Source organism: Pandoraea morbifera (genome assembly GCF_902459575.1).
Taxonomy (GTDB): Bacteria; Pseudomonadota; Gammaproteobacteria; order Burkholderiales; family Burkholderiaceae; genus Pandoraea; species Pandoraea morbifera.
This window is the reverse complement of record NZ_CABPSD010000018.1, coordinates 26059-48206: the sequence shown is the minus strand read 5'-3', so window position 1 is coordinate 48206 and position 22148 is coordinate 26059. Positions and strand designations below refer to the sequence as shown.

Annotated in this window: 18 protein-coding genes; 11 read left to right on the top strand and 7 right to left on the bottom strand. The window is 66.3% G+C overall.

Annotated elements, in window-relative coordinates; genetic code table 11:
- The first annotated feature begins 177 nt into the window (after positions 1-177).
- The 3 genes from PMO31116_RS21365 to PMO31116_RS21355 are packed head-to-tail and all read left to right on the top strand — an operon-like array spanning position 178 to position 6079.
- Positions 178-1443, top strand: a complete 1266-nt coding sequence (locus PMO31116_RS21365; protein WP_246185419.1) for an efflux RND transporter periplasmic adaptor subunit — start codon at positions 178-180, stop codon at positions 1441-1443.
- 2 nt (positions 1444-1445) lie between these two features.
- Complete coding sequence (locus PMO31116_RS21360) at positions 1446-4619, top strand: multidrug efflux RND transporter permease subunit (RefSeq protein WP_150568453.1); 3174 nt, start codon at positions 1446-1448, stop codon at positions 4617-4619.
- Complete coding sequence (locus PMO31116_RS21355) at positions 4616-6079, top strand: efflux transporter outer membrane subunit (RefSeq protein ID WP_150568452.1); 1464 nt, start codon at positions 4616-4618, stop codon at positions 6077-6079. The genes PMO31116_RS21360 and PMO31116_RS21355 overlap by 4 nt, the downstream gene beginning before the upstream one ends.
- Before the next feature lie 75 nt (positions 6080-6154).
- Here PMO31116_RS21355 and PMO31116_RS21350 read toward each other — a convergent pair whose 3' ends face one another.
- Positions 6155-7300, bottom strand: a complete 1146-nt coding sequence (locus PMO31116_RS21350; protein WP_217424767.1) for an MFS transporter — start codon at positions 7298-7300, stop codon at positions 6155-6157.
- Positions 7301-7437: 137 nt separating this feature from the next.
- Between PMO31116_RS21350 and PMO31116_RS21345 the strand changes: the two genes are divergently transcribed.
- The 3 genes from PMO31116_RS21345 (at position 7438) to PMO31116_RS21335 (ending at position 9971) form a co-directional block, all read left to right on the top strand.
- Positions 7438-8331, top strand: coding sequence for a LysR family transcriptional regulator (locus PMO31116_RS21345; RefSeq protein WP_150568451.1), 894 nt, complete (start codon positions 7438-7440; stop codon positions 8329-8331).
- Positions 8332-8478: 147 nt separating this feature from the next.
- A complete protein-coding gene (locus PMO31116_RS21340; protein WP_150568450.1) occupies positions 8479-9246 on the top strand; it encodes a LuxR family transcriptional regulator in 768 nt (255 codons plus the stop codon).
- Positions 9247-9704: 458 nt separating this feature from the next.
- Positions 9705-9971 carry a DUF4148 domain-containing protein gene (locus tag PMO31116_RS21335; RefSeq protein WP_150568449.1) on the top strand — a complete coding sequence of 89 codons (267 nt, stop codon included), beginning with the start codon at positions 9705-9707 and terminating at the stop codon, positions 9969-9971.
- 254 nt (positions 9972-10225) lie between these two features.
- On the opposite strand, the gene PMO31116_RS21330 is transcribed toward PMO31116_RS21335, so the two are convergent.
- The 6 genes from PMO31116_RS21330 to PMO31116_RS21305 all read right to left on the bottom strand — a co-directional run bounded on the left by PMO31116_RS21330 (position 10226) and on the right by PMO31116_RS21305 (position 16110).
- Positions 10226-11695, bottom strand: coding sequence for an efflux transporter outer membrane subunit (locus PMO31116_RS21330; RefSeq protein WP_150568448.1), 1470 nt, complete (start codon positions 11693-11695; stop codon positions 10226-10228).
- Complete coding sequence (locus tag PMO31116_RS21325) at positions 11692-12648, bottom strand: efflux RND transporter periplasmic adaptor subunit (RefSeq protein WP_150568447.1); 957 nt, start codon at positions 12646-12648, stop codon at positions 11692-11694. The genes PMO31116_RS21330 and PMO31116_RS21325 overlap by 4 nt, the downstream gene beginning before the upstream one ends.
- The gene (locus PMO31116_RS21320; protein WP_150568446.1) at positions 12645-12854 is read right to left on the bottom strand and encodes a DUF1656 domain-containing protein; all 210 of its coding nucleotides are present in this window, start codon (positions 12852-12854) and stop codon (positions 12645-12647) included. The genes PMO31116_RS21325 and PMO31116_RS21320 overlap by 4 nt, the downstream gene beginning before the upstream one ends.
- Positions 12851-14869, bottom strand: coding sequence for an FUSC family protein (locus PMO31116_RS21315; protein ID WP_150568445.1), 2019 nt, complete (start codon positions 14867-14869; stop codon positions 12851-12853). The genes PMO31116_RS21320 and PMO31116_RS21315 overlap by 4 nt, the downstream gene beginning before the upstream one ends.
- Before the next feature lie 3 nt (positions 14870-14872).
- Complete coding sequence (locus tag PMO31116_RS21310) at positions 14873-15346, bottom strand: MarR family winged helix-turn-helix transcriptional regulator (protein WP_150568444.1); 474 nt, start codon at positions 15344-15346, stop codon at positions 14873-14875.
- 212 nt (positions 15347-15558) lie between these two features.
- Positions 15559-16110: a MarR family winged helix-turn-helix transcriptional regulator gene (locus PMO31116_RS21305; RefSeq protein ID WP_150568443.1), complete on the bottom strand. Its 552-nt coding sequence runs from the start codon at positions 16108-16110 to the stop codon at positions 15559-15561.
- 144 nt (positions 16111-16254) lie between these two features.
- On the opposite strand from PMO31116_RS21305, the gene badH reads away from it, so the two are divergent.
- The 5 genes from badH to PMO31116_RS21280 all read left to right on the top strand — a co-directional run bounded on the left by badH (position 16255) and on the right by PMO31116_RS21280 (position 22147).
- Positions 16255-17022 (top strand): 2-hydroxycyclohexanecarboxyl-CoA dehydrogenase, encoded by a 768-nt coding sequence (gene badH, locus PMO31116_RS21300; RefSeq protein ID WP_150568442.1) that lies wholly within the window; start codon positions 16255-16257, stop codon positions 17020-17022.
- A 153-nt stretch (positions 17023-17175) separates the two neighbouring features.
- Positions 17176-17958: a 2-ketocyclohexanecarboxyl-CoA hydrolase gene (gene badI / locus PMO31116_RS21295; RefSeq protein WP_150568441.1), complete on the top strand. Its 783-nt coding sequence runs from the start codon at positions 17176-17178 to the stop codon at positions 17956-17958.
- A 14-nt stretch (positions 17959-17972) separates the two neighbouring features.
- Positions 17973-19127, top strand: coding sequence for a cyclohexanecarboxyl-CoA dehydrogenase (gene aliB, locus PMO31116_RS21290; RefSeq protein ID WP_150568475.1), 1155 nt, complete (start codon positions 17973-17975; stop codon positions 19125-19127).
- Between the two features lie 139 nt (positions 19128-19266).
- On the top strand, positions 19267-20910 hold the full coding sequence (aliA, locus tag PMO31116_RS21285) for a cyclohexanecarboxylate-CoA ligase (protein ID WP_150568440.1): 1644 nt from the start codon (positions 19267-19269) through the stop codon (positions 20908-20910).
- Positions 20911-20977: 67 nt separating this feature from the next.
- Positions 20978-22147, top strand: coding sequence for an acyl-CoA dehydrogenase family protein (locus PMO31116_RS21280; protein WP_150568439.1), 1170 nt, complete (start codon positions 20978-20980; stop codon positions 22145-22147).
- Position 22148: the final 1 nt, after the last annotated feature.

The window sequence follows — 22148 nt, the reverse complement described above, 5'->3', positions numbered from 1 at the left end:
TGCGCACCTGCCACCCACGGCGCCCATGGAGCGATGCGGGCCCCCGGTTTCCCCCATCAGTGGCATTCGCCAATCGTCGACGCCGTGCACCGAACGCGGACTCGACACGCCGACCGGATGTCGTCAATCCAACGCAATTACATGTCACCGAAAATCGACTACCGAACCCGCTTCGGAATGCTAACTGGCTCGTGTGCCAGCCTGATCGTCAGTGTGTTCGTGCTCGCCGCCTGTTCGGAGCGCGGCGACAAGCGCGATGCCGATGCCGCGCTGCAAGCCGTGGTGCGCACCGTGGAGCGGCGCGCCGAGCCGCTCACGACGCAGCAGCCGGGCCGTCTGGAAGCCTATCGCAGTGCCGATGTGCGCGCGCGCGCCGGCGGTGTCGTCATCGAGCGCCGCTACCAGGAAGGGCAGACGGTCGCCAAGGGCGACCTGCTCTTTCGCATCGATCCGCAGCCGCTCTCGGCGGCGCTAGACGCCGCGCGCGGCGCGCTCGCCAAGGCGCAGGCCGAGTACGATTCGGCACGCGACAAGGTGGAGCGCTATCGCGGCCTGCTCGAAGCGCGCGCCATCAGCGCGCGCGAGGACGCCGAGTCCCGCGCCGCCGAGGCGCGTACGCGAGCCGACGTGCTCGCCGCGCGCGCAGAAGTGCGCAAGGCGGAGCTCAACCTTGGCTATACGAAGGTCGAGTCGCCCATCGCGGGGCGCGTGCGTCGGGCCGAAGTCACAGAAGGCGCGCTCGTCGGCCTCGATTCGCCCACGCTGCTCACGCGTGTGGAGCAGATCGATCCCATCTACGTGAACTTCTCGCAGCCGGCCGCCGAGGTGTACGCCATGACGCGCGATCTGCGCGCCGGCAAGCTGCGGCAAGGCAACGACGCCGCTGCGCCGCAGGTGCATGTCACGCTTCCGGATGGGCGCGAATACGCGTTGCCCGGCAAGCTGCTCTTCACGGATCTGGCCGTCGATCCCGGCACCGACACCATCGCCATGCGTGCGCTGCTGCCGAACCCGGACGGCGTGCTGCTGCCGGGCGCGTTCGTGCAGGTGCGCATGCAGGGGGCGGTCAATCCGAACGTCGTGCGCGTGCCTCGCGAGTCGCTCACTCGCACGGTCGACGGCGCCGTCGTGCGCGTGGTCGATGCACAGGGCAGGGTCCACGACAAGAAGGTGCGGGCCGAAGCGATGGACGGTCGCGACTGGCTGGTGACGGACGGGCTCAAGGGGGGCGAGCAGGTCATCGTGCAGAACGTCGCGCAGTTCTCCGACGGCATGCACGTCAAGGTAAAGCCCGAGGCCGCCCGGGCCGACATGTCCAGTGAGCCAAACAGGTCCGACAACTCCGGCAAGGCTGGCAACGTCGATGCCCCGGGACCGCAAGACGACGCCAAGCCGGCGGCGCCCGCGCCCGCCCGCCCGGCCTCCCACGCGGAGACGCAATAATCATGGCCCGCTTCTTCATCGATCGCCCGGTTTTTGCATGGGTGATTTCCCTGCTGATCACGCTCGTCGGCGTACTCGCGATCCGGGCGCTGCCTGTCGCGCAATATCCGGACATCGCGCCGCCGATGGTCAGCGTGTGGAGCAGCTACCCCGGTGCATCGGCGAAAGTCGTCGAGGATTCCGTCACCGCGATCATCGAGCGCCAGATGAACGGTGCGCCCGGCCTCATGTACACATCGGCCACCAGCGGCAATGGCGAGTCGTCGGTCAACCTGACCTTCCGCCAGGGCACCAGCCTCGATCTGGCTGCGGTGGAGGTGCAGAACCGGCTCAAGACGGTCGAGTCGCGTCTGCCCGAGGTCGTGCGGCGTTACGGCGTGAAGGTCGAGCGCGCGGCCGACAACATTCACATGATCGTGACGCTGTCGTCGCGTAACCCCGCCATCGGCGAATTCGACCTGGGCGAGATTGCCGCCTCGCAGGTCATGAACCAGCTCAAGCGCGTGCCGGGCGTGGGGCAGGTGCAGTTCTGGGGCACGGAAAAAGCCATTCGCATCTGGCCCGATCCGGCTCGGCTCGTGGCGCTCGACCTCACGGCCTCCGACATCGTCTCCAAGGTGCGCGCCTACAACGCCCGGGTGACGATCGGCGACATCGGATCAGGCGCGACACCCGCGTCGGCGCCGATCAACGCGAACGTCGTCTCCGACAGCACGTTCTCCACGCCGGAAGGGTTCGCGGACATTCCGCTGCGCGTGCGCGCCGACGGCTCGGCCATCCGGCTTGGCGACGTTGCCCGTGTGGAGTTGGGGGCGTCGGACTACAACTACTCGGCACGCGTGGACGGCCTGCCGGCCACCGCCATGGGGATCAAGCTCGCCGCAGGCTCGAACGCCGTTGAAGTCATGAAGGCGGTTCGCAAGGTGATGGACGAGCAGGCGAGCCTGTTCCCGGCGGGCGTGACGTACCAGATGCCTTACGAGACGGCCTCGTTCGTGAGGGTCTCGATCCAGAAGGTGCTCAAGACGCTGCTCGAAGCCGTGGTGCTGGTTTTCCTGGTGATGTACCTGTTCATGCAGAACCTGCGCGCCACGCTGATTCCGACACTGGTGGTGCCGGTCGCTCTGCTGGGGACCTTCGGCGTACTGCTCGGGCTCGGCTACTCGATCAATACGCTGACGATGTTCGGCATGGTGCTGGCCATCGGCATTCTGGTCGACGACGCCATCGTCGTGGTCGAGAATACCGAGCGAATCATGGTCGAGGAGGGGCTCTCGCCTTACGCGGCCACGGTCAAGGCGATGTCGCAGATCAGCGGGGCCATTGTCGGAATCACCGTGGTGCTCGTGACGGTGTTCGTGCCGATGGCGTTCTTCTCGGGGGCGGTGGGCAACATCTACCGTCAGTTCGCGCTCACGCTCGCGGTGTCGATCGGCTTCTCCGCGTTCCTCGCGCTGTCGCTTACGCCGGCGTTGTGCGCCACGCTCCTTCGCCCGATCGCGCACGACCACCACGACAAGCGTGGCTTCTTCGGCTGGTTCAACCGCGCGTTCGCGTTGGGCACCGAGCGTTATACGCGCACGGTGGGCAATACGTTGCGGCGTCCGTGGCGCGCGCTGGTCGTGTACGGGCTCGTGCTGATCGCCGTGCCGCTTGCGTTCCTGCGCCTGCCGTCGGCGTTTATTCCCGAGGAGGACACGGGCAGCTTCATGGTGATGACCTCGGAGCCGCAGGGCGCCACGCTGCCCGAAGCGATGACTGCGCTCAGGCGCATCGAGCAATATCTGATGCAGCATGAACCGGTCAAGCACGTATTCCTGCTGGGCGGCTGGAACGAGTTCGGCGCCGGCCCCGGCGGCGGCATGTTGTACGTCACGCTCAAGGACTGGCATGAGCGCACGTCGAAGCACGACGGCGTGAACGCCATCGTCGAGCGCATCAACGAGAAGTTCACCGGCCAGCCCGATCGCATGATGATCGCGATGAACAGTCCGGCGCTGCCGGAACTGGGGTCGTCCAACGGCTTCAACCTGCGACTGCAGGACCGCGCCGGCGTGGGCAAGGACACACTTATCGCCGCGCGCGACGCGCTGCTGCAAAAGGCCGCGCGCGACCCGGTGCTCAGGAACGTGATTTTTGCGGGGCAGGGCGACGTGCCTCAGATCGACGTGACGATCGATCGCCGCAAGATGGAAGCGCTCAAGATCGGCATGGACGATGTGAACACCACGCTCGCGACGATGTTCGGTTCGGAATACGTGGGTGACTTCATGCTTGGCGCGGAGAACCGTCGCGTCATCGTGCAGGCCGAGGGGCGCCATCGTGTGTCTCCCGAGGACGTCGGCAGACTGCGCGTGCGCAACGCCGCCGGCGAGATGGTGCCGCTCTCGTCGTTCGTCTCGCTCAGGTGGAAGCTCGGTTCGCCGCAGCTCACGCGCTACAACGGCTATCCGTCGTTCACGATTCAGGGTGAGGCGGCCCCCGGCAGGAGCAGCGGCGAGGCAATGGCCCGTATGGAACAACTGATGGCCGACCTGCCCAAGGGGATCGGCCACGAGTGGAGCGGTCAATCGCTCGAGGAACGGGTCTCCGGCGCACAGGCACCCATGCTGTTCGCCTTGTCGGTCCTGATCGTGTTCCTGGCGCTCGCCGCATTGTACGAGAGCTGGGCGATCCCGGCGGCGGTCATCATGGTGGTGCCGCTCGGGGTGATCGGCGCGCTCGGTGCGGTGAGTCTGCTCGGCATGCCCAACGACATCTACTTCAAGGTGGGGTTGATCGCGACGATCGGTCTGTCGGCGAAGAACGCGATCCTGATCGTGGAGGTCGCCAACGATCTGACCAGGCAGGGCATGACATGGCTCGATGCCGCGGTGGAAGCCGCACGGTTGCGATTGCGCCCGATCGTGATGACGTCCCTCGCGTTCGGCTTCGGTGTGGTACCGCTTGCCATCGCCTCGGGGCCGGCGTCGGGCGCGCAACGTGCGATCGGTGTGGCGGTACTTGGCGGGATCGTCACGGCCACGGTGCTTGCGATCTTCCTGGTGCCCTTGTTCTTCCTGTGGGTCGGTCGTTTCGTTCGCCCGGGGCGCCGGCCGCAAATGGACCGTGGCGCGAGTCACGACCGCGAGGGGGTGTCGCCCGCCGATGCGCCCGCCGTCGAGAGGAAAGTATGACCAAGCTTTACCCCCGCCCGCGCGGGATAGCCTTCGCCGGTGTCGCCCTGTTCGCCTTGCTCGGCGGATGTACGCTGGCACCGACCTATGAACGCCCGTCCGCGCCCGTGCCGACCACGTACGGCGCGACACCGCCGGGGCAGGAGATGCCCCTGTCGCTGGCCGGGCCGCTGGCGGCCGATGCGGACTGGGCGCAGGTATTTACCGATCCGGGCCTGCAGGCGCTCATTCGCAAGGCGCTCGAGCAGAACCGCGACCTGCGCCTCGCGTCGCTGCGCGTGCAGGAGGCGCGCGCGCTGTACGGTATCGAGGCGGCCAACCTGCTGCCGAGCGTACAGGCGGGCGGCGCGTTCTCCCGCCAGCGCTACTCCGGCTCGGCCGGACTGCCCGAGGGCGGCAGCAGCACGCCAGGAGGGTATGTGGCCAACGACGTGCGCGCCAACGTCGGCGTGAGCGCGTTCGAACTCGACTTCTTCGGGCGCGTGCGCAGTCTGCGCGACGCCGCGTTGCAGGAGTATCTGTCGAGCGAGGAGGCGCGGCGCGCGGCGCAGGTGAGTCTGGTCGCCGAAGTGGCCACGGCCTATATCGGACTGGTCGCGAGTAGCGAGCAGATCGATTACGCGCGCGAGGTACTGGCCGCGCGCGAGGCGGGCATTCGCGTGATTCGCCTGCGTGCGCAGCGCGGTCTGGTCGACGATCTCGAACTGAACACCGAGGTGACCCAGGTTGAGGTCGCGCGTGCGGCAGTGGCCGAGCGCGAGCGTCAGCGCAGCGAGATCGTGCGCGCGTTACAGGTGCTCACCGGCGACGTCGGCACGAGGCCGATGGCCGCCGCGACGCTCGACGACGCGTTTGTCGTGCCGGTCGCGGCGGGACTGCCGTCGTCGCTGCTGGCACGTCGTCCGGACATTCGCCGTGCGGAGGCGCAGTTGCGTGCCGCCAACGCCAATATCGGCGCGGCGCGCGCGGCGTTCTTTCCGTCGATCCGGCTGACGACGGACATTGGCACGGCCAGCGCGAGTTTCTCCAATCTGTTCGGCGCGGGCTCGGGCGTCTGGTCGTTCGTGCCCCAGATCACCGTTCCGATCTTCCAGGGCGGGCGCAACGTTCAGGGCCTGGATCTGGCTAACGTGCGCAAGGAGATGGCCGTGGTCTCGTACGAGCGTGCCATCCAGACGGCATTTGCCGAGGTGGACGATGCGCTGGCCGCACGGCAGTGGCTTTCGCGACAGTTCCAGGCGCAAAAGCGCGTGTCGGACGGGGAGCGGGAGCGCCTGCGTCTGGCAGAGCGACGCTATGCGAACGGCGTGGCGAGCTACCTCGAACTCCTCGATGCGCAGCGCAGCGAGTTTCAGGCCGCCCAGCAACTCATCGACGTGAAGCAGCGCGTACTCGTCAACCACGTCGCGCTGTACCGGGCGCTCGGTGGCGGCTGGACGCCGGACGACGGTGCCTCCTGAGGTCGGTCCGACCCCCGGGCGTCGCACGTGCATCTCGATGCCGGGGCAAGTCGGAGAGCGAGTTTCCGCGTGCGTTCATGGCGCAGGCGCTGTCGGCCTCAGACGCCGCAGCGTCAGGGCCGCCATCGCGATCAGCAGGCCGATGACGAGCGAGACCCACAGGATGGCGGCGTCGCCCCAGCGCTCGCGCGCCAGCGAATATCCCCATGGCGCTGCGGCCGACACGGCGAATGCCGGCGTGAGCAGGGTGCCCAGCGCCCGCGCGTAAGCGTCGTGCGAGAAGAGCTCCAGCGGCAGGCTCGCGCGCAGCAGCGTGGCCAGGCCGTTCAGTGCACCGTACAGAAAGATGAAGGCCCCCACTGCCGCGACCCACGACAGCCCGGCCAGCCCCAGCGCGAAGCACAGCGGCAGGCCGCAGCCGACGATGACGTTGAGCTTGACGGCGCTGGCCTGACGCGGCTGGAGCCACTCCAGTGTGCGGGCGCACACCTGACCAATGCCCCATAACGCCGCGAGCCCGACCGGCAGCCCTCGCGCGCCGAGCAGTGCCGTGAGATGGGCGGCCAGTCCCGACGACAGAATGGCAACCAGTGCCATGATCGCGCCATAGAGCAGCGCCGGGATCCAGGGCAGTGTCGCGCGTGGACTTTCGGACTCGTGCACTGCCCATGCGCGTGGCGGGGTGGCCGGCAGGCTGCGCAGCAGCGCCCAGGCAACGAGGCCGATCGCGGCGTATACGAATACGCCCGTGCGCCACCCCCATGTGTCGCCGAGCCAGTTGCCCAGCGGCCAGAAGACGGTCGTGGCCAGCCCGCCCATCAGCGTGATCTGCGTCATCGGCCGCCGGGCGGACGCGCCATGGATCGACGCGAGCGTCGCAAACGCCGCGTCGTACAGCGACAGACGCATGCCCACGCCCAGCAGGCACCACGCGGCGTAGAACCGGAACAGCGTCGTGCTTGTGGCGAGGACCACACAGCCCGCCGAGCAGATGAGCGTGCCGGCGCACATCACGCGGCGCCCGCCCAGGCGATCGAGCCATCGGCCGGAAAGCGGGGAGACCGCCGCCATGACGAGCATGGCCAGCGACGGACCGGCAAATACCCATGTCTGGGGCCAGCCGGAGGCACGCGCGATGCGCCACGCAAACGCGCCGGGCAAGTAAAAGCTCACACCCCAGTTGATCAGTTGCGCAAGGCCGAGAGTGATGACGGTGGGCATGGGGGAACCGGAGGCGCGCGGGAATGGAGAAATGCGGGAACGCGGCCTCGGGGCGAGGACACATTCTGCATGGTGCGCCGGTGCCATCCCTTGGTAAAGTCTTGGCATCTTATTCGTTTCATAAGGAAAACTTTGAGATGCGGCGCCTGAATCTGGACCAGCTTCACACCTTTGCCGAGGTGATCGACGCCGGGAGCTTTTCCGCCGCCGCCGCCCGGCTCGACTTGTCGCAGCCGGCCGTGAGCCTGCAAGTCCGGCAGTTGGAGCAGCGTCTCGGCGTGCGGCTCATCGAGCGTGTCGGCAAACGGCTCAAGCCGACGTCGGCGGGGCTGACGCTGCTGGAGCATGCCCGGCGCATCGACGCCGTGGTCGACGACGCCATGCAGGCGGTATCGAGCCACGCGCGCGGCGTGGCGGGCGAGGTGGCGATCGGCACTGGCGCGACGGCGTGCATTCATCTGCTGCCGCCCATGCTGCGGGCCATGCGCAAGCGTCACCCGAAACTCGACATTCGCGTGAGTACCGGCAACACCGACGGCGTGGTGAGCGCCGTGACGGAGAATCGGCTCGATATCGGGCTGGTCACGCTGCCCGCCGCCGGACGCAGCCTGCACATTACCCCGGTACTCGACGACGCGTTCGTGGCGATCGCCCCGGCCGGCGACGCCGACTGGGTCGACGAGGTCTCGCCCCAGACGCTGGCCGCCAGGCCGATGGTGGCGTTCGAGGCGGGCAGCAGCACGCGTGCGCTGATCGATGAATGGTTCCTGCGCCAAGGGTTGCGCGTGCGGCCCGTCATGGCGCTCGGAAGCATCGAGGCGATCAAGGAGATGGTGGCCGCGGGCCTGGGGTATAGCATCGTGCCGCGCATGTCCGTGAGTACGGCCCATTACCGACGTGGATTGCGTATATCGACGCTGAATCCGAGCCTTACGCGGACGTTGGCCATTGTTGTACGGCAGGACAAGCCGCTCACGCCGGGATTGCGAAAAGTCCTGTCGGCGCTGGAGGGATTGGGCGGCCCGGCATGATACCCAATGTGCTATTGATTCGCAGTCCACGAGAAATGTGATTGTTGTTTTATTGGGCAAAATTACTGCCCGCAAAAACCGAAGCTGGGACTACAATGCGCGGATATTGGCAATTCGCCGGCAATTATTGAGAACGTGCAATTCGCAATGCATCACAATATTCATCGATATGAGGGGCTGCTCGGAGCACGCTCGGTCGAGGCGCTGGACGCCGAGTTCCAGAAGCTGACGCATGCGCTGGGTTATGACGCGTTGTTCTATGCGCCTTTATTACCGAGGCGCGAAAGGGAGGCGGCGGCCTTTCAGATCGAAGACCAACGTATTACCGCGCAGGGAATGCCGAGCCGCCATATCTTCACGACGTTTCCGGCCTCGTGGATCGAGCGCTATCAAAGCGCGGGATACGCGGAAGTCGATCCGATTCTCGTCGCGGCGAACCTGTCGCCGCTGCCGATTCTTTGGCGCTCGTTTTTGCAGCAGAAACGACCGCATCCCATTTTCGCGGACGCACGTGCGCATGGCCTGAGTTGCGGCGTTTCCATCCCGATCTACGGGGCCGCCGGCGAGCGTGCGATCTTCAGCGCGGCGACAGCCCGGTCGCCCGAGGAGTCGGCGGAGCACGAGGCGCGCATGGTCGGCGAGATCTATTTGAGCGCGGTGTACTTCCATCAGGCGATCCAGCAATTGGACATGCAGTGGGTGGCCAGTCGCAGCACCGGCAAGCTCAGTCCGCGCGAGATCGAAAGCCTGTTGTGGGCCGCACGCGGCAAGACGGCATGGGAGATTGGCCTGATCCTGAAGATCTCGGAGCATACGGTCACGTTTCACATCAATAACGCCAAGCGCAAACTCGGGGCCGTCAATCGGCATCAGGCGATTGCCGCGGCGATCAGCAGCGGTTTGATTTCGCCCTGATTTGATCCCGATTCACCTCTGATTCGATTCCAGATTCGTCGCGGATTTTTCTCTGATTTCTTCGCGATTGCCCTATTCCCGTGAGCGTCATTTAACTCAGGCTCACGGGATTCCGATTCATTTGGATTCGCCTCGAATCTCTCGCGCGTGCCGTTTGAAGATTTCCGGTGACGGCGCAAAACATTCCGTGGTTTTTCAGGTACCCGATTCGCTCGGTCTTCGAGGGATCGTCGCGCTTTCGCGTCGTCCGGAAGACCGATTTCCAGACGGCGATGCGCCATTTTCGGGACATTTCGCATCCCGACCCGGTGGATTTCACGACTTTTCCGAAACAGTGTATTGCCGCTTTAGGGCTGGTTCATTACCTAGGGAAAACTATAATTTACTCATGGCGAAAACTGGTTGGTTGGCGGTTTTCGTGTCCATGAGCGACGTACTGACGATAAAAGGAGTTTTCCATGAAAAAGAACCTGTTGACTGCCGTCGCGCTGGTTGGCCTGACGATGGCTGCCGGCTCGACTTTCGCTGCCGAGCCGACGCAAACGAGCGGCGTGACGCGCGAACATGTGCGCGCCGAACTGCAAGCGGCACGTGAGTTGGGCCTCTCGCCGGTCACCGAATTCAATTTCCCGTACACCTACGAGCAATCCGTGCAGTTGCAAAAACTGACGGCCAAGATCGAGGCGCAGAATCAGGGCGCATCGCAGGCACCCGTTGCCGACTGAACGGCACGCGGAATCGCTTTCGCGGTGATCGGGCCAGTCCCGAATGCTCGTGAAGTGTTGGTCGTTCCCGCAGTCCCGCAGTCGCTGTTGCTTTTTTTTGCCGTTCCCGCAGTCCCTGGATTCGCCGCCGGCCCACCCGATTCACCGTTGAATCCCGCCCGAGCCGCGCGATTCCAGTTTTCGACGCTGTACCGCGTCACTGACCACAGCCCCGCCCGAGAACTCGTTCCCGACGGGGCTTGTGCATTTCTGGACTACTCCTTCGCCGCGGTCTTTGCAGGCTGTGCGCCGGCATTGGCGCTCGACTGCCATCCGCCGCCGAGCGCGAGGAACAGGTTCACCTGATCCATCGCCAACTGGGTTTCCGATGCCGCCAGGGCGGCTTGCGCGCTGGCGTGCGTGCGCTCGGCGTCGAGGCTGGTCAGGTATGGCGCGCGGCCGGCCTGATAGAGCTTGCGATTCTGGTCGGCTGCGGCGCGCGACTTGTCGCGGGCGTCGCGCAACGCGTCGTCGCGTTGCAGCTCCCGGGCGTAGGCCGAGAGCGAGGTTTGCGTCTCCTGCAATGCCTTGAGGACGACCCCGTCGAAGTGCGCGAGCGCGGCGTCCGCGCCGGCTTCCATGCCCTCGATATGCGATCGCACGCCGTTGGTCGGCAGCGACCACGTGATCATCGGGCCGATGGACCATTGTTCCGTGCGCGCCTGACCGAAGTGCTCCAGCATGCCGCTCGCGCCGACCGAGGCGCCGATCCTGATCGACGGATACAGATCCGCGGTAGCGACGCCTATCCTGGCCGTGGCCGATGCCAGTTCTCGCTCGGCCTGACGTACATCCGGACGGCGCTTGAGCAGTGCGGTACCGTCGCCGACCGGCAGCGGCTGGCTCAGTTGCGGGATGCGTCGGCATTGCGTGGCATTGGTGCCGAGCGTACCGGGCACTTTGCCTAGCATCACCGCGAGGCGGTAAGTCGCCGCATCGTGCTGTGCCTGGAAGCGTGGCAGCGTGGCACGCAGCATGTCGGCCTGCGCCTGGGCGCGCAGCAGATCCGTCGGCTGTTCCCGACCGGCGTCGACGAGCTTGCGCGTGATCGCCACGCTTTTTTCCTGCAGTGCCAACTGCTCGCGGGCGATGTCGTATTCGTGGTTGGCGGCGCATCCCTGCACGTAAGCGCGCACGGTCTCCGCGGCCACGCTCACGCGGGCGACGTCCAGCGCGGCCTGGCTGGCTTCGGCTGCCGCGAGGGCGGCCTCGTCGGCGCGCGCGAGCTTGCCGAAAAAGTCGATCTGATACGAGACGGACAAGGCCGCCGCCGCCAGATTGATGACCGGCAACTTTTCTTCCTGCAGGAAGCTCTCGCCCGAGAGCTGCGCGCGGGCCGCGTTGGCTTCCACGCCGCCCTGCGGCAGATTTTCCGATTCCACTTCGTGATACATGGCCACGGCGCGCCGCACGTTGGCGACGGCCACCCGTACCTTGGTGTTTGCCGCGAGCGCTTCCTTGACGAGGGCATCGAGCCGCGGGTCGTCGTAGAGACGCCACCAGTCGTCGGGTACGGCGCCGATCGAGACGGCGCGTTGCGTGCCGTCGACGAGCGGGCCGTTCGCTTCGGGCGAACGCATCGCCGAGGTCTCCGGCAGGTGGTAGTCGGGGCCGACGGTCGTGCAACCCGCCACCAGTGCCGCGGCCGCAGCCACCGCGCTCGTCAGCAATATCCGCGCACTCATTGACGGGCCCCCGTGCGGGCGCCAGCCAGCGTGGTGGCGGTGCCGTCGTTGCGCGCCGCCTTGCCCTCGGTCTTCGCGGTGCCGGTGCCTCCTTCCACGACGGTCACGGTCGCCGTGCGCCCGGCCACGAGGCGCATGTCGCCCGGGACGTCGTCGAGGGCAATGCGCACCGGGATGCGCTGCGCGAGGCGTACCCAGTTGAAGGTCGGGTTGATGTTGGGGAGCATCGACGCACCGCTCGTGCGGTCGCGGTCTTCGATGCCGGCGACGATGCTCTGCACGTGACCGTGCAGCACCTTGCGCTCGCCCATGAGGCGAATTTCCACGCGATCGCCGATGTGAATGCCGCGCATCTTGGTTTCTTCGAAATAGCCTTCGACGTGCAGCGAGTTGGCGTCGACCATCGACAGCACGGGGCGGCCGGTCGTGACGTAATCGCCCACGCGCGGCAGCCGGTCGTTCAGATAGCCGTCGGCTGGCGCGACCACACGCGTACGCTCGAGATTGAGCTTCGCGAGCCGCACCGCGGCTTCGGCCTGTGCCACGGCGGCTTCACCCGATTCGACCTTGGCCTGACCGGCCTCCACGACCTCCCTGGCCACGACTTCCGTCAACTGGTGGTTGCGTGCGTTTTCGCGGCGCGCCTGGGCAAGCGTGGCGCGTTTGGCGGCCGCATTCGCTTCGGCCTGTTGCAAGGCCAGCGTATAGCGGTCACGGTCGATCACGAACAGCAGGTCGCCGCGATGGACAGGCTGGTTGTCCTTGACTTCGACATCCGTGATCAGGCCGGAGACGTCGGGCGCCACCTGCACGATGTCGGCGCGGATGCGGCCGTCGCGGGTCCAGGGGGCGACCGTGTAGTAGTCCCACAGGTGCAGCAGCACGAAGATCGCAACGCAGGAAACTGCGAGCGTCAGAACGATGGGACCGAGAGAGCGAAGTTTCAGGTTCATGGATGGAAGGCGCGCGCGATGGCCACAATGCCGCCCAGCGCGATGATGTACACAGCAAGGTTGAATAACGAACGGTGCCAGACCAGCTTGTAGAAGCCGAGGCGCGCCAGTACGAAGCGAAGCGCGCCGGTCAGCACGAACGCCACGACCATCAGGGCCAGCAGCGTCGGCACGAACACGCCATAGATATCGATCTCTCCGCTCATTGAGCACTCCCTGGGCGTGGCGCCGGGAACAATGCGACGTGGATGTCCATGAGCGAGGCGCGCGCGCTGCGCGAGGCCTGGTCGCTGTGGGCCACCAACGAGCGCACCGCGCCCAGCAATTGGTCTCGCAGCGTGGTGTCGGGCTCGCTCACGTTGTCGTCGAGCCGCGCCTGATAAAAGCGCGCCACGTCGGTGAGCACGGCCTGTACGGCGTCGCGCTGCGATGGATTGAGGTGCGGCAGCTCGCGCTGCAGCGCGAGCGCCGAGAGTTCGACGCGCACTTCGGTAAAGCCGTCGCTCGACGTTTCGCTCTCGCTCGCGGCCAGGCGCGGCACGAGTTGTCCGAGACGATCGAGCAGACGGGCGCGCAGGCGACCGTGCTCCGCGACGGAGCGGCCCACCGCGTTTTTCGCGATGTCGCGCCAGCTCGAGTGAATCAGCCGTCGCATGGCCACGCGTGTGCCGAACGGCCGAGTCTGCAATGTCCAGAGCAACGCGAACAACACGCCCGCCAGACCGGCGACGTTGCCGTTGAGGAACCCCTGGAAGTCGGCGCTGTACCCGCCCTGGATGCCCACGAAGGTCGCGGTGTTCACCGCCACGAGCATCGCCACCATGGTAAAGCGCGGTTGCGGAATCAGCGTTCCCAGCAGGAGGAACGGCGGCGCGAACAGCGCGACCAGCAGGCCGAAGTCGTGGGCGTTCGTCAGGATGAAGAACACGTACACCGCGGCGAACACCACGCACACGGCCGTCGCCCAGAAGAACGAGCGGATGAACGGTGCGGGCTCGTCCATCGCGGCGAAGAAGCAGCAGGCCACCGCACCGAGCGAAACGGCGGCGGCGCCGTCGTTCCAGCCCGTGTAGATCCACGCCATGCCCATGAGAAAGGTGCACAGCGCGGCGGAAATCGTCGAGAACAGCAACAGGCCGTGGTCGTAATGCCGCGCGCCGCCGAGTTCCCAGTGCTGGAAGGCGGGCGTCCACGGAGCGGCGGCGCCCGTGGCTTCGGCGGTATCGCGTTGGCCGAAGCGGCGTTGCAGCGTGGCGCAATCCTGCCAGAGCTGAACGAGCGAGCGCAGACGGTCCTCAGTGGCCGAGACCAGCGCGCCGTACCAGTCCGACGCCTCGCCCGCGGACCTCGCCGGGCTGAGCAGGTGCGCAGGCGCCGGCGACGGCGCGCCCAGGCGCAACCACGCCACGACGTCGGCCATCTTGGCTTCGAGCGCTTGCGGCGCGCCTTGCGGATGCTGCCGCAGTGCATGCACGAGCGACGCCACGGTCGAGAGCACCGGCATCATCATCGTCATGCGTCCACGCAGCTCCTGTGCGTCGCGAACGCGCTCGGACGTGTCGGCGTCGTACGAGAGCTGGCCGATCAACTGGTCGAGCGCCAGAATGTCGGCCGCCATGCGGTGGCGACTCATGTGGCGGGTGGCCTTGCCGTCGGGGTCGCCCGAAAGCATGTCCGTGGTCCAGCGGGCGGCGTCGGTCAGCCAGCGCGCGGAGCGATCGTGCAATACCTTGGCCACGCTCGTGGGCAGCACGACCGCGCCGACCACGCTCGCGCAGATGATGCCGAGAATGATCTCTTCGGCGCGCGCCACGGCGATGTCGAAGATACCGCTCGGGGTGCTCACGGCGGGCAGGGCGATCAGCGGCAGCGTGTACGACGCGAGCAGGAACACGTAGCTGCGCGGCGAGCGGTGGAGCAGCGAAATGTAAAGCAGCGTGCCGGTCCACAGGCCGACGGCTGCCATTAGCAGCTCAGGCGTGTTGACAAGCGAGGGAACGAAAACAATGGCCGCGGCAGCGCCGAGCAGCGTGCCGAGCACGCGATACAGCGCCTTGGAGCGCGTGGCGCCCGTGAGCGGGTGCGAGACGATATAGACCGTGGCCATCGCCCAATAGGGGCGCGGCAGTCCCAGCGCAAGCGCGATGTAAAGCGCCAGCATCGAGGCGCCGAACGCCTTGATCGAGAAAATCCAGTCGCGTGAAGAGGGCCAATTGAGCACGGTTTACTTCTTTGGGGGCTCCATGGCGAGGATCGACCCGTGGGGTCCCGCCGCGCTGGAGAGAGCTTCGAACACGCGCAACACCGCCTCGAAATCCTCGCGCGGAATGTTCGCAAACACCTTCGCGCGCAACTGGCTGAGTTCGATTTCGAGCTTTTCGGCGAGCGCCTCGCCGGCCTGCGTCAGTCGCAGCGCATTGGCGCGGCGGTCGCTGACGTCGACTTCGCGCAGCACCAACCCGGCCGCGCACAGTTGGTCGAGCAGCCGCACCAACGATGCGCCTTCGAGACCGACGTATTCGGCGAGCTCGACCTGACGCACCCCCTGGCCGAGCCGGCGGATGAACAGCAACGGGCCCGCGCTCGCCGCGGAAATCCCGTATTCGACGATCGCGCCCTGCGACAACTGGCGCCACTGCTTGCCTGCCAGCAGCAGATGGCTGGTGAAGACAAAACGGAGCGATTCTAGGGAGGTCATGGCGAAAGATTATATGTTAACTAATAATTAGGATGCTAGTTAATGGCGCATTGCGCCAGACGGCGGAGTCGTTGGAAAGCGAGGCGGGGCCTGGGTTTGCAGGAATTGAGAAACCACGTGTGCGTTGGGGGCGAGGCATGATTCCGGCCCGTGCGCGCCGGTTTTATTTTTGAGGGTCGGCGCGTCACGTCCCGAAATCGGACGCTGCCTCGCTAGCGTTCATCTGCGTCTTCGTCTTCTTCGTCGGGCGTCGCCGAGGCATCCGCCGAGCCCGTGGGACCCGCCGCCTCGTCGATGCGCTTCATGTTCTCGAGCAGTTTGAGGAGGTAGTGAAGTGTGTGCGTCATGTCGCCGGTCGAGAACTCGTCGAGCGCCTGGCCGTAGTAGCCGTGAATGCGCGGCACGGCTTCGCGGTGCCATACCTTGTGCCCCCGCTCGGTCATGGTCACGCGCCGCGAGCGGCGGTCTCGTCCGTCCGGGGTGCTCACGACATGTCCGTCGCGCTCCATGCGGCTGATCAGGCCGGACAGATTCTGACGGCTCACCATCAGGTACCGCGCAAGCTCCCCCACGCTCATGCCATCGGGGACCTCTGGACGCGACAGTGCGCCGAGCACCGCCCATTGCTGCGTCGTCAGCCCCAGGCTTTCAACGGCACGGGTACCGGTTTTATGCAACATATTGGCGCATTGATATAACCGGAAGAACAACCGGTTAGCCAATTCCATTCGTGTGATTTCCAGATTCTTATTAGGGTATTCCATATCATTGTCTCCGCTTTCTCACGCTTGCGCATCACCGACGTCGTGACTAGTATACGTCAATATATTGACGTAATTTGATCGGCGGGCCGGGATCTGCGAGATGACCAAGGATACCGCGCCCCGCCAGCACTCTGGAGGCGAGACATGCAGCGGTTCGAAGGCAAGACCGTCATCGTGACGGGCGGCGGGGGCGGGATCGGCGGGGCAACGTGCCGGCGACTCGGGCGCGAGGGGGCGGCCGTGGCGGTGTTCGACCGCGATCGCGCCGCCGCCGAACGGGTCGCGGGCGACATCGTGGCAGCCGGCGGACGCGCGCGGGCATTTGCCTGCGACATCACGTTGCGCGAACAGGTGGATGCGGCCGTCGCCGCCGCGTCGTCCGCATTGGGTCCCGTCGACGTGCTCGTCAACAACGCCGGGTGGGACATCTTCAAGCCGTTCACCAAGACGACGCCGCCGGAGTGGGAGCGCCTGATCGCCATCAATCTCGTGGGCGCCCTGCACATGCACCATGCGGTGCTGCCGCAGATGGTGGAGCGCCGCGGTGGCCGGATCGTGAACATCGCCTCTGACGCCGCGCGCGCCGGATCGTCGGGCGAAGCCGTGTATGCGGCATGCAAGGGGGGGCTGGTGGCGTTCTCGAAGACGCTCGCCCGCGAGCATGCCCGTCACGGGATCACCGTCAACGTCGTCTGTCCGGGGCCGACCGATACGGCCCTCTTCGCCGACTACAAGGAAGGCGCGGGCAATCCTGAGAAGTTGGTCGAAGCGTTCACGCGGGCGATTCCGCTCGGGCGCATCGGCCAGCCGGAGGATCTTCCGGGGGCGATCGCGTTCTTCGCGAGCGACGACGCCGCGTTCGTCACGGGCCAGGTGCTCAGTGTGTCCGGCGGCCTGACGATGAACGGCTGACGCGCCCCTGCCCGGGGTATTGGACCGACGCTCGACCGACATTCGAACGACTTACCGGCGATCGCTGGACGATCACACGACGATTGCCCGGCGACATGCCATCGACATCAGGATCGCCACGCGCGAAGGCGCATGGCGGCAAGGAGCGAGACGATGCAGTACGAAGATATTCTGTATGAAGTGCGCAACGGCGCGGCCTGGATCACGATCAACCGTCCCGAGAAGATGAACGCTTTTCGCGGGCGCACCTGCGACGAACTGATTCACGCGATCAACCGGGCGGGTTACGACCGCGAGATCGCGAGCATCGTGCTGGCAGGGGCGGGTGACAAGGCGTTTTGCACCGGCGGCGATCAATCGGCGCACGAAGGTCAGTACGACGGACGCGGCACCATCGGCCTGCCGATGGAGGAGTTGCACAACGCGATTCGCGATGTGCCGAAGCCGGTCATCGCGCGCGTGCAAGGCTATGCCATCGGGGGCGGCAATGTGATCTGCACGCTATGTGATTTCACGATCGCGTCGGAGCGGGCGGTATTCGGTCAGGTCGGCCCCAAGGTCGGGTCGGTCGACCCTGGTTTCGGCACGGCATTTCTCGCCCGTGTGGTCGGCGAGAAGAAGGCGCGCGAGATCTGGTATCTGTGCCGCCGCTATCCGGCCGGCGAGGCGCTGGCGATGGGCCTGGTGAACACTGTCGTGCCCCACGATCGGCTCGACGCCGAGGTGCAGAAGTGGTGCGACGAGATTCTCGAGCGCAGCCCGACGGCCATCGCGATCGCAAAGCGCTCGTTCAACATGGACACCGCGCAGCAGGCCGGCATTGCGGGCATGGGCATGTACGCCCTCAAACTCTATTACGAGACGGAAGAGTCGCGCGAAGGCGTGCGCGCGTTCCAGGAAAAGCGCAAACCCGACTTCCGCAAATTCGCTAAGTGAGCGAGGCAGACGCGATGCACAATCCGTATCTCGACGACGATCTCGTCGCGCTGGCCGAGCACACGCAGCGTTTCGCGCAGGCGCGCATCGCGCCCGGTTTTCTCGAACGCGACCGCACCCGTGTGCTCGACCGCGCCATCATGCGCGAGATGGGCGAGCTTGGCCTGATCGCACCGGAACTGCCAGAAGCGTACGGCGGGCAGGGCATGGGGCGGCTCGCCGCGGGGGTGATTCACGAAGCCGTCGCCCGTGCCGACCTCAGTCTGTCGTACATCAATCTCCTGGCGTCGCTCAATGGCCAGATTCTCGCCGAGCACGGACAACCGGAGATCGTGGCGCCCTGGCTTCACAAGCTCACCCGCGGACAGACGCTGCTTGCCATCGCCCTCACGGAGCCGCGCGGCGGCTCGGACGCCGCCAACCTGCGCATGCGCGCCGAGTTCGACGGCACCCACTATGTGCTCAACGGCGAGAAGACGTCCATCTCCGCGGCCGATCAGGCCGATGCCGCCGTGGTCTTCGCGCGCACGGGCGATGTGGCATCGGGTGCTCGCGGTATTTCCGCGTTTCTCGTGCCGCTCGATTTGCCGGGCGTGACGCGCCAGCGGTTCGATTGCCACGGACAGCGCGCCATCGGGCGCGGCGCGCTGTTCTTCGAGAACGTGAAAGTGCCCGCCGACCATGTGCTCGGCGCGCCCGGCGAGGGCTTCGTGCAGGTGATGCAGGGCTTCGACTTCTCGCGTGCGCTCATTGGCCTGCAGGTGCTGGCCGTCGCGCGGGCCGCGCTCGAGGAGACATGGGAGTACGTCGCGCAGCGTGAAGCGTTCGGCAAACCGCTCTCGGCCTTCCAGGGGGTGTCGCATCCGCTGGCGGACTTCGATACGCAGGTCGAGGCGGCGCGTCTGCTGTGCCTGCAGACGTTGTGGCTCAAGGATCGTGGCCTGCCACACAGCGCCGAGGCCGCGATGTGCAAGTGGTGGGGGCCGAAGCTCGCCTACGACACGATCCATCAGTGCCTGCTCATGTTCGGACACGGCGGCTACGACCGGGGGATGATGGAGCAACGGTTGCGCGACGTGCTCGGCTTTCAGATCGGCGACGGTACCGCGCAGATCATGAAGACGATCATCGCCCGGACACGCGCGGGCCGGCAGGCGGTGCCCGTCTGAGGGCGCGAGCGGCCGGTTGCCGCTCGTTGCCAGTCGTCGCCAGTCGTTGCAGCGACGGCGCGGTACGACAGCAGATGCAGGACAGGCAGGCGCAAGACCATAACAACGTGAGCGTTGCGACAGCACAGGAGACGATGCGATGGAATTCGATGCGGTGTTGCTTCCGCCGAGGCGAGAGCAGAGCTTGGCGCGCGGCTGGTGGCCCGAGCGGACGATCAACGATGCGCTCGAGACGGCGCTCGCGGCCTCGCCGGACAAAGTGGCGCTCACGGCTGTCTCGACGGCCAACGGCGAAACGACGCAACTGACCTATGCCGCGCTTGCCGACGCAGCCGAGCGTCTGGCGCTCGGCCTGTGGCGACGGGGCGTGCGGCGCGGCGACGTCGTTGCCTGCCAGTTGCCCAACGGCTGGCCGTTCGCGGTGACCTACCTCGCCTGTGCCCGCATCGGCGCCGTACTCAACCCGCTCATGCATATCTTTCGCGAGCGCGAGCTTTCGTTCATGCTGCGTCACGGCGAAGCGAAGGTGTTCATCGTGCCGCATATGTTCCGAGGCTTCGATCATGCCGCCGTGGCGCGTGCGCTGCAGGCCGACCTGCCGGCGCTGGCACACGTGATCGTGGTCGGGGACGCCGCCTCGCCCGATGGCTTCGATGCCGTGCTCATGGCTGGCGAGCCCGCGGCCACCGACGACGAGCGCGACCGGATGCAAGCTTCGCGCGCGCGGCCCGACGACGTGATGCAACTGATGTACACGTCGGGCACCACGGGCGAGCCCAAGGGGGTGATGCACAGCGCGAACACGACGTTCTCGAACATCGGGGCCTATGCAGAGCGCATGCGGCTCGGCCGCGATGACGTCGTGCTGATGGGCTCGCCGCTCGCGCACCAGACCGGCTTCATGTACGGCCTGATGATGCCGATCCTGCTCGGGGCCAGCGCCGTCATGCTCGACGTGTGGGACCCCGCCACCGCGGTCCGCCTGATCCGCACGTATGGCGTGACGTTCACGATGGCGTCGACGCCGTTTCTTGCCGACCTGACGAAGGCGGTCGCGGCCAGTGGCGACACGGTGCCGACGCTGCGGGCGTTTCTCTGCGCGGGCGCGCCGATTCCCGGCCCGGTGGTCGAGCAGGCGCGCAAGGTGCTCGGTGCGAAGATCGTGTCGGCATGGGGCATGACGGAAAACGGGGCGGTCACGCTCACGCGCCTGGAGGATGACGACACGCGGGCGTCGACCACGGACGGCTGCCCGCTGCCGGGCGTGGAACTGCGTGTGGTCGATGCACAGGGGCGGGAGTTGCCGCAGGGCGAGACCGGACGTTTGCTGGTGCGTTCGTGTTCGAACTTCGGCGGGTATCTGAAACGCCCGCAGTGGAACGGCACCGACGCCGAGGGCTGGTTCGACACCGGTGACATGGCATGGCTCGATCCCACCGGCTACGTGCGCATCGCGGGGCGCAGCAAGGACGTGATCATCCGGGGCGGCGAGAACATTCCGGTCGTCGAGATCGAGGCGCTGCTCTACCGGCACCCGGCGGTGGCGACGGTGGCCATCGTCGCCTATCCGGACGAGCGCCTCGGCGAGCGCGCGTGCGCAGTGGTGGTGCCGCGCCCGGGGCAGTCGATCGACTTGCCGGCGATCACCGATTTCCTGGCGTCGCACAAGGTCGCGCGACAATACTGGCCCGAACGGATCGAAGTGCGCGACACGCTGCCGACGACGCCCACGGGTAAGATACAGAAATTCAAATTGCGCGAGATGCTGCACACGGGCGCGTGAGGACGCGTGAGGACGCGTGAGGACGCGCGCGGGCGCAGGCGCTGCATTCTTCAAGGATCGAAGGTCGATGACATCGAAAGGACTGGATAGCGAATCGTTCGAGCTGCTGCTCGCCGCCGTGCAACGTTTCATTCGGGAGCGGCTGGTGCCGGCCGAGAACGATGTGGAGGAGCGCGACGAAGTGCCCGCCGCGATCGTCGACGAAATGAAGGCGATGGGCCTTTTCGGCCTGTCGATCCCGGAGGAATTCGGTGGCATTGGCCTGTCGATGGCGCAGGAGGTGCGCGTGGCCTACGAATTCGGGCAGACGTCGCTGGCGTTTCGCTCGGTCTTCGGCACCAACGTGGGCATCGGTTCGCAGGGCATTCTGATGGACGGCACCGATGCGCAAAAGCATGAGCTGCTGCCTCGCGTGGCCAGCGGCGAGCTGATCATGTCATTCGCGTTGACCGAGCCGGATGCCGGTTCCGATCCGGCCGCGCTCAAGACGCGCGCCGTGCTCGATGGCGACACCTATGTGATCGATGGCGTGAAGCGCTTCATCACCAATGCGCCCCGCGCCGGAGCGTTCACGCTCATGGCCCGCACCGGCGGCGAGGGCGCGGGCGGCATCTCGGCGTTCATCGTGCCGGCCGACACGCCAGGGCTCTCGCTGGGCAGGCCCGACAAGAAGATGGGACAGCGCGGCACGAAGACCTGCGATGTGGTGCTGCAGGGCGCGCGCGTGCCCGCGACGAACATCATCGGGGGCGAGGCGGGCAAGGGATTCAAGACGGCCATGAAGGTGCTCGACCGGGGCCGTCTGCACGTGGCGGCGCTCGCCTGCGGCATGGCGCAGCGCATTCTTGACGAATCGGTCGCGTATGCGCGCGAGCGCAAGCAGTTCGGCCAGCGCATCGGCGATTTCCAGTTGGTGCAGGCAATGCTCGCCGACAGCCAGGCCGAGTTGTATGCCGGTTGGTCGATGGTGCAGGACTGTGCCCTGCGATACGACGCCAAACCCGCAGGCATGCGCGACGCCGACGTCAGCACGCGGGCGTCGTGCGCCAAGCTCTTCTGCACGGAAATGGTGGGGCGCGTGGCCGACCGGGGCGTGCAGGTCCACGGCGGCGCGGGCTACATCAACGAGTACAAGGTCGAGCGCTTCTATCGCGACGTACGTTTGCTGCGTCTTTACGAAGGCACGACGCAGATTCAGCAGTTGATCATCGGTCGCGCCCTGATGCAGGACGACTGAT